6 protein-coding genes are annotated in these 12021 nt (G+C 68.8%); 4 read left to right on the top strand and 2 right to left on the bottom strand.

The window, feature by feature from the left end; all coding sequences use genetic code 11:
• Positions 1-21 precede the first annotated feature (21 nt).
• Positions 22-1311 (top strand): SGNH/GDSL hydrolase family protein, encoded by a 1290-nt coding sequence (locus U1H99_RS12140; RefSeq protein WP_323141989.1) that lies wholly within the window; start codon positions 22-24, stop codon positions 1309-1311.
• Between the two features lie 138 nt (positions 1312-1449).
• Positions 1450-4365: a glycosyl hydrolase 115 family protein gene (locus U1H99_RS12135; RefSeq protein WP_323141988.1), complete on the top strand. Its 2916-nt coding sequence runs from the start codon at positions 1450-1452 to the stop codon at positions 4363-4365.
• Between the two features lie 57 nt (positions 4366-4422).
• Here the strand turns inward: U1H99_RS12135 and U1H99_RS12130 are convergent, their stop codons facing one another.
• On the bottom strand, positions 4423-5592 hold the full coding sequence (locus tag U1H99_RS12130) for an endo-1,4-beta-xylanase (protein WP_323141987.1): 1170 nt from the start codon (positions 5590-5592) through the stop codon (positions 4423-4425).
• A 56-nt stretch (positions 5593-5648) separates the two neighbouring features.
• The gene (locus U1H99_RS12125; protein ID WP_323141986.1) at positions 5649-7865 is read right to left on the bottom strand and encodes an alpha-glucuronidase family glycosyl hydrolase; all 2217 of its coding nucleotides are present in this window, start codon (positions 7863-7865) and stop codon (positions 5649-5651) included.
• Positions 7866-8068: 203 nt separating this feature from the next.
• Between U1H99_RS12125 and U1H99_RS12120 the strand changes: the two genes are divergently transcribed.
• Complete coding sequence (locus U1H99_RS12120) at positions 8069-9262, top strand: LacI family DNA-binding transcriptional regulator (protein WP_323141985.1); 1194 nt, start codon at positions 8069-8071, stop codon at positions 9260-9262.
• A 350-nt stretch (positions 9263-9612) separates the two neighbouring features.
• Positions 9613-12012: a glycoside hydrolase family 3 N-terminal domain-containing protein gene (locus tag U1H99_RS12115; RefSeq protein WP_323141984.1), complete on the top strand. Its 2400-nt coding sequence runs from the start codon at positions 9613-9615 to the stop codon at positions 12010-12012.
• Positions 12013-12021: the final 9 nt, after the last annotated feature.

Genomic DNA, 12021 nt, shown 5'->3' with positions numbered 1-12021 from the left:
TTCCAGTGTGAAGGAAATCCGATGTCGCGTCAATCTTGCCTGGCCGCCGCTGTTCTGGCGGCGCTGCTTGCCGGCTGTACTGTGCCCGGCGCCTCTCACCTTGACGGCGCCGCGCGCGGCGAGCACTGGGTCGCGGCCTGGGGCACCGCCCAGATGGTCCCCGAAGGCCAGAATGCCCTGGCGCCCGAGCAGCTGCGCGACGCCACGCTGCGCCAGGTGGTACGGGTGTCGATCAAGGGGCGCCAGTTGCGGGTTCGCCTGAGCAATGCCTTCGGTACCGACGCGCTGGCGATCGACGCGGCCAGCATCGGCCTGTCCACGGGGCCGGGCCAGGCCGGGGCCAGCGCCCTGCAGCCGCTGCGCTTCGGCGGCAGCACCGCGGTCACGATCCCGGCCGGCGCCGATTACCTGAGCGATCCGGTCGAGCTGGTGCACACGGCCGGCGCCGACCTGGCGGTGTCGCTGCATTTCGCCGCGGCGCCGGCGCGCCAGACCGGCCATCCGGGGGCGCGCGCCACCAGCTACCTCGCGCGCGGCAACCGCGTGCTGGACGCCGCCTGGAGCGGTGCCGACATCGATCCCACCAAGGTCACGCGCTGGTACCAGTTGAGCGGTGTCGAGGTGCTGGCGGCGGCGCCCACGCACGCGGTGGTGGCGATCGGCGACTCGATCACCGACGGCTACGGCGTCGAGCCGGATACCTACGGCCGCTGGACCGACCATCTCGCCACGCGCCTGCGCGCGGCCGGCGTCACCGACCTGGGCGTGATCAATGCCGGCATCGGCGGCGGCCGCCTGCTGCGCGACGGTCTCGGACCCAACCTGGTGGCGCGCTTCGAACGCGACGTGCTGGCCCGGCCCGGCGTCAGCCATGCGATCGTGATGATCGGGGTGAACGACTTCGGCACCCAGCACCGCAACAACGAGGACAGCGCGGCGGCGCGCGCACGCCTGCTCGACGACATGATGCAGGCCCACCGCCAGCTGGTGGCACGCGCCCATCTTGCCGGCGTGTGCGTGATCGGGGCGACCATCTCGCCCTACGGCGCCAGCGGCTATTACAAGCCGGGACCGGACAACGAGGGGGACCGGCTGGCCTACAACCGCTGGATCCGCGAGTCCGGCGTGTTCGACGGCGTGTTCGACGGCGTGGTCGATTTCGACGCCGCGCTGCGCGACCCGGCACGCCCGGACGCGCTGCTGAAAACCTACGACAACGATGGACTGCATCCGAACATGGCCGGCTACAAGGCGATGGCGGACGCGGTGCCGCTGGCCCAGCTGCAGTCCTGCCGTTACGCCCGCTACTGATATAAACACGGGGGGCTGAGAAAGCCTTCAGGGCAAGGAGCATCGTCGAAGACGGTACGCTAGTACGGCGAGACGATGCAACGCAGCCATGAAGGCTTTGTCAGCCCCTCGATGCCCCGCAGAGGGCACGGAGACGAGATGAGACAACCATGGATCGCAGGCCTGCGCAAGCGCGCCTCGCTGGCGGCCACCCTGGCCGTATTCGCTGCCGGCAGCCTCGGCGTCATGCAGCCGGCGTGGGCGCTGGGCGAGCGCCAGTTCGTGCGCTTCGACAGCGGCCAGGCCGGCGTGGCGCTGGCGGGCGGCCGCGCGCCGGCGCGCCTGCTGCTGGACCCGGACGAGTTCCCGGGCGTGCGCCGCGCCGCGGCCGACCTGCAGGCCGATATCGCCCGGGTCGGCGGCACGCGGCCGGCATTGCTGCAGGCGGCTTCGGCGCGCAAGGATGCCGGTGACCTGGTGATCGTCGGCACGCTCGGCAAGAGCACCCTGGTCGACCGCCTCGCGCGCGAAGGCCGCCTCGACACCAGGACGCTGCGCGGCAAATGGGAAGGCTACCTGATCCAGACCGTGCGCAACCCGATGCCGGGCGTGGCGCGGGCACTGGTGATCGCCGGCAGCGACAAGCGCGGCACCATCTTTGGCCTGTACACGGTGTCCGAACAGATCGGGGTCTCGCCCTGGCACTGGTGGGCCGACGTGCCGGTGCAGCGCCACCCCACGCTCGTGATCCCGGACGGCACCCGGGTCCAGGATGCGCCGGTGGTGCGCTACCGCGGCATCTTCCTGAACGACGAGGCGCCGGCGCTGTCCGGCTGGGCCAAGGAAAAGTTCGGCGGCTTCAACCACCGCTTCTACGAAAAAGTCTTCGAACTGCTGCTGCGCATGCGCGCCAACTACATCTGGCCGGCGATGTGGGGCAACGCTTTCTACGACGACGACGCGGACAACGGCCGCCTGGCCGACGACATGGGCATCGTGATCGGCACCTCGCACCACGAACCGATGATGCGTGCCCACGCCGAATGGGCGAAATACGGCAAGGGGCCGTGGGACTACAAGCGCAACGAGAGCGTGCTGCGCGACTTCTGGCAGAAAGGGCTGGAGCGCAGCGCCGGCTTCGACAAGGTGATCACGCTCGGCATGCGCGGCGACGGCGACGAGCCGATGTCCGAGGAATCCAACGTGGCACTGCTGCAGAAGATCGTCGGCGACCAGCGCGCGCTGATCCGGCAGCAGACCGGGAAGCCGCTGGCGGAAACGCCGCAGCTGTGGGCCCTGTACAAGGAAGTCCAGGATTACTACGAAAAAGGCATGCGCGTGCCAGACGACGTGACCCTGCTCTGGTGCGACGACAACTGGGGCAATATCCGGCGCCTGCCGACCCCGGAGGAGCGCAAACGCACCGGCGGCGCCGGCATCTACTACCACTTCGACTACGTCGGCGGTCCGCGCTCGTATAAATGGATCAACGTAACGCCGCTGCCGAAGGTGTGGGAGCAGATGCACCAGGCCTGGCGCTACGGCGCCGACCGCCTGTGGATCGTCAACGTCGGCGACCTGAAGCCGATGGAAGTGCCGACCGAATTCTTCCTGAACTACGCCTGGAACCCAGCCGCCTGGCCGGCCGCGCGCCTGCCCGACTACCTGACGCTCTGGGCCACGCGCGAGTTCGGCGCCGAGCACGCCGGCGAGATCGCCGCGCTGGTCGAGGACTACGCCCGCTTCAACGGCCGCCGCAGGCCCGAGCAGCTGGCGCCGGAGACCTTCAGCGCGCTGCACTATCGGGAATCCGAGCGCGTGGTGGCCGACTGGAACGCGCTGGCCGGGCGCGCGCGCAAGCTGGCAGCCGCACTGCCGGCCGAGAAGCGCGACGCCTTCTACCAGCTTGTGCAGTACCCGGTGGAAGCCTCGGCCAACCTGAACGAACTGTATGCGACGGTGCAGCTGAACCGACTGCACGCCGACCAGGGCCGCGCGGACACCAATGCATTGGCGGCGCGCGCCCGCGACCTGTTCGCGCGCGACGCCGAGCTGGCGCGCCGGTACCAGCAGGACGTCGCGGGCGGCAAGTGGAACCACATGATGTCGCAGACCCACATCGGCTATACCAGCTGGAAGGACCCTGCGACCAACATCATGCCGGCGGTGCGCGAGAGTGTGCCGGCGTCGGCGGCACAGCCGGCGCTGGGCGTGGCGGTCGAGGGCAGCGCGGCGGCGTGGCCGGCGGCCAGTGCGCTGCGTCTGCCGGCGCTGGATCCGTTCGCGCAGACGTTACCCTATCTAGAACTGTTCAATCGGGGCAGCGCGCCGTTGCGCTTTACGGTCAGTGCCGACCAGCCCTGGGTGAAGCTGAGCCAGGCCGGCGGCACCGTCGAGCAGTCCGCGCGCGTTGAAGTCGGCGTCGACTGGATGCGGGTGCCGGCTGGAACCACGCAGGCGCTGGTGACGGTGGCCGCCGCCGATGGCCAGTCGGCGACCGTCATCCTGCCGCTGCGCCATGCCGATGCGCGCGCAGCGGCAGGCGACGCCACCGGCTTTGTCGAGAGCGGCGGCGTGGTCGCGATCGAGGCCGAGCACCATGCGCGCGCCGTGGCGCCGGCCGGGCGCGAATGGCTGCGCGTGCCGGGGCACGGCCTCACGCTGTCCGGCATGACGACGCTGCCGGCCGAGGCCCCCGCGGCCACGCTGCAGGACGGCATGCGCCTCGAGTACGACGTCACGCTGTTCGAACCGGGCAAGGTCAAGGTGCAGGCGACGCTGGCGCCGACGCTGAAGTTCCGTCCGGGTGAGGGCTTCCGTTATGCGGTGTCGTTCGACGACGAGCCGCCACGCATCGTGAATGTGCATGCGGATGCGTCGGAACGGTACTGGGAAAAGATCGTCTCGGACGGCGCGGCGCGCCTGCTGTCCGAGCACGAGATCGCGCGGCCGGGGCGGCACACGCTGAAGTTCTGGGCGCTGGACTCGGGCCTGGTGCTGCAGCGGCTGGTGATCGATGCGGGAGGCCTGCAGCCGAGTTACCTGGGACCGCCGGAGAGCCTGCGCCGCCCGTGAGGACGGCAGCCAGAAGGGATCAGGCAGGCTGCCGAGACTGCGGCCTGCCTGCCAGGGTCAGGCGCGGGCGCCGCTGCGCGCCGGCATCGCCCGCATCGCATCCGCGATCGCCGCGCGCAGCGGCTTGGCACGCAGCTCGCCATCGTAGGGCAGCGGGCGCATCGGCAGCTTGTCCGTGCGCGGCGCTTCGTCCCAGGTCTGCAGCCAGCTGATATTGTCGGCCATGCCCCACAACAGGAAGTCGCGCAGGCCCGGATAGGACAGGGTCAGGTCGAGGTAGTCGCGGGCGGCGGCGGCCACGCCGGCGTCGCGCTTGGCGATGTCGGCCGGCAGGCGGCGGTCGTTGACGTCGAACTCCGTGATCAGGAGATCGTAGCCCATGCCCGTTACCTGGTCGAGGAAACGGCGCCATTCGAGCAGGTCGGCCTTGCCGCGGTCGGCGCTTTCGTCCCAGGAGCCGATGTGGCTCTGCAGGCCGAGCGCGTGGATCGGCGTGCCGCGCTTCTTCAGCTCGGCCAGCATGGCGAGCACGCCGGCGCGGTGCTTCGCGCTGCCGGTATCGCCGCGCATGTAGTCGTTGTAGACCAGCTGCGCATGCGGCGCGTATTCGTGGGCGAGGCGGAACGCCAGGTCGATCTGGTCGAGGGGGCCGCTGTTGGCGCCGCCGAAGGCGCGGGTCAGCGCGTTCTGGCGCTGCTTGCCGTCGGCCGGATCGATCGCTTCGTTGACCACGTCCCAGCTCTTGATCGCGCCACCGAAGTGCTGGCACACGGTCTGGACGTGCTTGCGCATCAGGCGCTCGGCGCCTCCTTTCGGCTGGCTGCCGAAGTCCTCTTTCGCGACCCAGGCCGGTAGCCATTTCTCGGCTTGCCAGAACAGGTTGTGGCCGCGCATCTCCATGCCCTTGTCGCGCGCCCAGCCCAGCAGCGCGTCGGCCGGGCCGAAGTTGTTGACGTCGCGGCGCGGTTCCAGCGCCTGCCATTTCATTTCGTTCTCGGCCACGATGATGCCGCATTCGCGTTCGACCAGCGCGCGGTAGGCGGCATTGCCGAACTGGTTGTGGCCGGCGCTGATGGCGGTGCCGAAGCGCAGGCCTTTGGCTTTCGCGATGTCCTTCAGGGCTTCGCCGCCGCCGGCGCTTGCGGATGTGGGCGTCTGGGCAAAGGCGGCGGCGGGAAGCAGGGTGGCGCCGGCCAGGGCGCCGAGCATAGTGCGTCGGGTCGTCATCGTGCTTGTCTCTCTATATAGTGTGGTTGTGGTTGTGGTTGTGGTGAAAAAAATCGTCAGCCGTGGCCGGGCGCATACGGGAACGCCAGCGCACGGTAGTCCTCGAGCGGATGTGCCGGCGGGCGCGACCCCGGCGGCAGCGGCAGGCCGTTCACCTGCTGGAAATAAGCCAGGCAGGCGTCACGCCACCATTGCGCTTCCTCACGCTGGCGCGCCAGGCGCTGGGCGACGTCGGCGCCGCGGCGCGCGTCGACCAGTGGCCGCACGCGCTCCCATTCGGCCTGCATCGCCGCCGCCTCGGCGACGCCGCGGTCGTAGTGCGCGACCAGTTCGTCCCACAGGCTGCGTCCGGAAGGCATCCTGTAGGTCCAAGGCAGGTGGTGGAACCACAGCAGGAATGCGGGCGGCGTGGTGGCCGGATCGGCAAAGCGGCGCGCCACTTCGGGTGCATACTGGGCCAGGGCATTGCTGCCGACGGCGCCGCGTGCGAAGCCGATGCCGTCGCGCGCGGCGCGGTGGTAGTAGACCGGATTCCAGTCCGGGCGTTCGAGGTTGTCGACCCAGGGCGCCGGACCGTGGTGGTGGCCGGTGCCCATCATGTGGTGCAGGCCGAGCGGCGTCATGTAGTCGACCACGGCTTCGCGCGAGCGCATCATCAGGTCCACCACCGGTGCGGTCACGCGCACGTCCTGCGACCAGGTCTGCTGCGCCCATTCGCGTGCGACGGCGCCGGCGTCCAGCGTCGGGTCCCAGGCCATGCGGCCGAAGGCGTACCAGTTGGCCTGGTCGAAGTCGGAACCGGACCAGGTGCGGCTGCTGCCGATGTTGGCAACGCCGGCGATACCGCCGACCTTGCCGGCCTGCTTGCCTTCCAGCGCCTGCGCCACCGTCACCGCGTGTCCGCCGGCGCGCGTATCGAAGCGCAGCGCTTCCTGGAACAGCGGACCGAGGTACGCCAGGTGGGTGGCGAAGCCGAGGTACTCCTTGGTGATCTGGAATTCCATCATCAGCGGCGTCGCCGGCATGGCGCCGAACAGCGGATGCACCGGTTCGCGCGGCTGGAAGTCGATCGGGCCGTTCTTCACCTGCACGATGACGTTGGCGTCGAACTTGCCGTCGAGCGGCTTGAACTGGTCGTAAGCCTGGGCGGCGCGGTCGCTGTTCTTGTCGACGGCCTTAATAGGATGCGAAGCCGGGTTGTACACGAAGGCACGCCACATCACGACGCCGCCGTGCGGCGCCAGCGCGCGCGCCAGCATGTTGGCGCCATCGGCGTGGTTGCGGCCGTAATCCTGCGGACCCGGTTGGCCTTCGGAGTTGGCCTTGACCAGGAAGCCGCCGAAATCCGGAATCGTGCGGTAGATCTCGTCCGCCTTGCTGCGCCACCAGGCGGCGACTTCGGGATCGAGCGGATCGGCGCTGCGGGTCTGCTTCAGTTCCAGCGGCGTCGACCAGCGCACCGACAGGTAGACCCGGATGCCGTAGGGACGCAGCACGGCGGCCACGGCGGCGGCCTTGGCGATGAAGGGTGCGCCCAGCACCTCGGCCTTGGCGTTCACGTTGTTCAATACCGCGCCGTTGATGCCGAGCGAGGCGTTGGCGCGCGCGTAGTCGGTGTAGCGCGGGTCGACGATGCCCGGCAGTTCCCACCAGTTCCAGATCGATTCGCCGGCGTAGCCGCGCTCCACGGTGCGGTCGAGGTTATCCCAATGGTCGAGCAGGCGCCGCGCCAGCGCCGGGCTCGAGGCCTGCGGCAGCGCCGTGCCGGTCTGCAGTGCGCGCAGCCAGGCGAAGCTGCCGTACAGGAGGCCGACGTCGGTGTTGGCCGCGACCAGGGTGACCTCCTGGCCGCGCAGGCGGGTACGCTCGACCAGGTAACCCTCGCTGCCCAGCACGCGCAGGCGCGGCTGGACGGCGGCGTCGGCCGGCAGGTCGGCGGCGCGCGCCAGCACGATGCCGCCGTCGGTGACGGTATTATCGTCGGCCGGGCCGGACGGGCGACCGAGCAGGCCGTCCAGCCCGCGCTGGAGTTCGGCGCGGGCCGCACACACGGTCGGGCTGTCGGGTGCCAGGCTGGCGGTGCGGCCGGCCGGCACCTGCGCGCGTTGGGCAGCGGGCAGGGTGGCATAGCGCAGCCACAGGCGGTAGCCGTCTTCGTCGGCCGGCCGGGCGGCGGCCGCGTCAAGGCAGAGGCTCAGGCAAAGGCAGGCCAGCAGCAGCCTGTAGAGGCTGGACGAAAGGGCGGCGGCACGCCGCATGACAAAGCGCTGCACTATGTGTCTCCGTTTATTGTTTTGAAAAGCGATTGTTTGCCTGAAGCTTAGCCGACTCTTGGATGTTAGCGCAAACTTTATGGCTTTGAAATCGATTTCGCAGGCTTTTCGGGCGTTTTGTCCTCCTCGGAGCCTATCGCGTAGGCGGATGTTACTGTGCTAAGATAGCGCAAACAACAGGATGTGACAGGGGTGTGCCAGACATGACTAAAGTCAAAATCGAGGCCAGGCCGGCTGCCGGCAACGGTGCCAGGGCGATCCACGAACAGGTCGAACAGGACGTCGAGCGCCGCGGCCAGCCCACCATGGCCGACGTCGCCAAGCTGGCCGGCGTCTCGGCCATGACGGTGTCGCGCGTCATGAACGGCAAGGGCCTGGTGCGCGAGAGTACGCGGCGCAAGGTCGCGGAGGCCGTCGCCGCCCTGAACTACACCCCTAACCAGGAAGCACGCAACCTGGCCGGCTCCAAGCCGATCCGCGTCGGCTTCTTGTACAGCAATCCGAGTGCCGGCTACCTCAGCGAATTCCTGGTCGGCCTGCTCAGCCAGTCGGGCCTGAACAACGTCCAGCTGTTCGTCGAAAAATGCGAGGCCGGCCAGCACGAGGAAGCGCAGACGCGCCACCTGATCGAAAACGGCCTCGACGGCATCATCCTGCCGCCGCCGCTCGGCGACAGCGAAGCCATCATCGCCGGCGTGGCGGCGGCCGGCATTCCCGCCGTGGCGGTAGCCTGCGGCCTGCCGGACGAACGCGTCGGCGCGGTCAGCGTGGACGACTACGACGCCGCCTACCACATGACGCGCCACCTGATGGCACTCGGCCACCAGCGCATCGGCTTCGTGGTCGGCCACCCCAACCAGACCGCCAGCGCGCGCCGCCTTGCCGGCTACCGCGCCGCCATCGAAGAGAAGGGCGCCGACAAATCGGAGGAGCTGGTAGTGCAGGGCATGTTCACCTACCGCTCCGGCCTGGACGCGGCCGAGCACCTGCTGGCACTGGACGAGCGTCCGACCGCGATCTTCGCCAGCAACGACGACATGGCCGCCGCCGCGGTCGCGGTTGCGCACCGCCTCGGCCTCGACGTGCCGGGCGACCTCACCGTTACCGGCTTCGACGATACCGCGCTGGCCACCACCATCTGGCCGGAACTGACCACCGTACGCCAGCCGATCGCCGAGATGGCGCGCGAGGCCGTGCAGGCGCTGGTGCGCCAGGTGCGGGCGCTGCGCGAAGGCGAGACGGTCGAACCGGAGCGCGTGCGCATGGACTTCGAACTGGTACGGCGCCAGTCCGACGCCGCGCCGCGCATCCGCCCGCCGGCGCGCCTGCCGTCGGTCAAGCCGGTTGTCAAGGCGGCCAAGCCGACCCCTGCCAAGCAAGTCCACGCCGCCAACTAAACGAGGCCATGGACCGGAAAGCGCACCGCCGTGCTTTCCCTGCTGTTTCAAGCCGCGCGGCCCCACTCGCTGGTCGCGCTAACATCCCCTTTTCACCCCATCCGCATCCCTCCCTGTCATCGCGCCGTGCCGTGCTGCGCCACGCCTATGGCATCGCCTGTCCAACGCTGCCATTTGCGCCAATAATTCATTGACATGGATCGATTTTGCCGTTTAGACTGGAATGATTGCGGTAACATCACTGTTACAAGAATGTTCTACCGCTCCCAGAGTCACACGAAACAGGCAGTTGGAGACACCGCCGGCGCACGCCGGACGGACCATAACGATAAGCAGTGGAGACGAGATCGATGGGTATCAAACGCAGGGAATTCCTGGCGTCGGTAGGTGGCGTGGCCGGTCTGGCCGTACTGCCCGGCGCCGTAATGGCGCAGGGTGCAGCTGCCAAGAACGGCGCAATGCTGTACAAGCAGGCCGGCGCACCGGTCGATGCGCGGGTCGAAGACCTGCTCAAGCGCATGACGATCGAAGAAAAGATCGCGCAAATGCAGTGCATCTGGCAGCAGAAGGCCGCGCTGCAAAACGCTGACACCAGCTTCAACCCCGACAAGGCACGTTCCGCCCACCCGCATGGCATGGGCATGTTCGCGCGTCCCTCCGACCGCCAGCTGGGCGCTGCCGCCAGCGTGGCCGGCGACGCCGGCGAGACCGCCCACCGCGGTCCGCGCGAAACCGCCGAATACGTCAACGCCGTCCAGAAGTGGGCGGTGGAAGGCACCCGCCTCGGCATCCCGGTGCTGATGCACGAGGAAGCGCTGCACGGCTACGTGGCGCGCGAGGCGACCAGCTTCCCGCAGGCGATCGGCCTGGCCTCGAGCTTCGACCCGGCGATGGTCGAAAAGATCTTCAGCATGGCGGCGCGCGAGATGCGTGCCCGCGGTGCCAACCTGGCGCTAGCGCCGGTGGTCGACGTGGCGCGCGAGCCGCGCTGGGGCCGCATCGAGGAGACCTATGGCGAAGACCCGCACCTGTGCGGCGCGATGGGCAAGGCGGCGGTGCTCGGCTTTTCCGGCAACACGCTGCCGCTGGCGCAGGACAAGGTCTACGCCACCCTGAAGCACATGACCGGCCACGGCCAGCCGGAAAGCGGCACCAATATCGGCCCGGCCAACGTCGGCGAGCGCACCCTGCGCGAGGATTTCTTCCCGCCCTTCGAAAAGCTGATCCGCGAAACCAAGATCGCCGCCGTCATGCCCTCGTATAACGAGATCGACGGCATCCCCTCGCACGCCAACCGCTGGCTGCTGACCGACGTCCTGCGCAAGGAGTGGGGATTCAAGGGCGTGACCGTGTCCGACTACATGGCGGTCAACGAGCTGGTGACGCGCCACAGCCTGGCCGCCAACCCGAAGGAAGCGGCGCTGCGCGCGGTCAAGGCCGGCGTCGACATCGAGACGCCGGATCCGCTCGGCTACGTCAAGCTGGCCGAACTGGTCCGCGAGGGCAAGCTCTCGACCGCCGAGATCGACGCCGCAGTGCGGCGCATCCTGAAGCTGAAATTCCAAGCCGGCCTGTTCGAGAACCCGTACGCCGACGTGGCCCAGGCCGACGCCCGCACCGCGGCGCCGGACGCGATCGCGCTGGCGCTGGAAGCGGCGCGCCGCAGCGCCGTGCTGCTGAAGAACGACAAGAACCTGCTGCCGCTGCAGGCGGGCAAGGTCGGCAAGATGCTGCTGCTCGGCACCCACGCCAAGGACACGCCGATCGGCGGTTACTCCGACGTGCCGCGCCACGTGGTCTCGGTTTACGAAGGCCTACAGAAGGAAGCGCAGGCCCAGGGCTTCAGCCTGGCCTACTCGGAAGGCGTGCGCCTGACTGAAGGCCACGTCTGGGGCAAGGACGAGATCGTCTTCACCAAGCCGGAAGTCAATGCGCGCCTGATCGCGGAGGCGGTCGAAGCCGCCAAGTCGGCTGACACCATCGTCATGGTCCTGGGCGACAACGAGCAGACCGCACGCGAAGCCTGGGCCGACAACCACCTGGGCGACCGCACCGGCCTCGACTTGATGGGCCAGCAGAACGACCTGGCGCGCGCCATCTTCGCGCTGAACAAGCCGACCGTGGTGCTGCTGCTGAACGGCCGTCCGCTGTCGGCCACCCTGCTGGCCGAACGCGCCGATGCGCTGCTCGAATGCTGGTACCTGGGCCAGGAGACCGGTCACGCGGTGGCCGACCTGCTGTTCGGCCGCGCCAACCCGGGCGGCAAGCTGCCGGTGACGATCGCACGCGACGTGGGCCAGCTGCCGATGTACTACAACCGCAAGCCGAGCAGCCGCCGTGGCTACATCGACAACACGACCACGCCGCTGTTCCCGTTCGGTTTCGGCCTGTCGTACACCCGTTTCGAGATCTCGGCGCCGGTCCTGCAGTCGGCGCGCATCGGCACGGGCGGCAGCACCCGGGCCTCGGTCCAGGTGCGCAACGTCGGCAACCGCCGCGGCGACGAAGTCGTGCAGCTGTACATCCGCGACGACGTCAGCTCCGTCACACGCCCGCTGCTGGAACTGAAAGGCTTCCAGCGCGTGACGCTGGAGCCGGGCGAGACCCGCACCGTGACCTTCGACATCAAACCGACCGACCTGTGGTTCTACAACGCCGACATGAAGCGCGTCGTGGAGCCGGGCACCTTCACCATTTTCGCCGGACCGAACAGCGTCGACCTGAAAAAGACGACCCTGACCGTGGCGTGATCCTGCAAG

The sequence above is a fragment of the Massilia phyllosphaerae genome (genome assembly GCF_034659755.1).
Lineage (GTDB): Bacteria > Pseudomonadota > Gammaproteobacteria > Burkholderiales > Burkholderiaceae_D > Telluria > Telluria phyllosphaerae.
The sequence above is the reverse complement of the archived record's forward strand: the minus strand, read 5'-3'. Positions and strand labels throughout refer to the sequence as shown.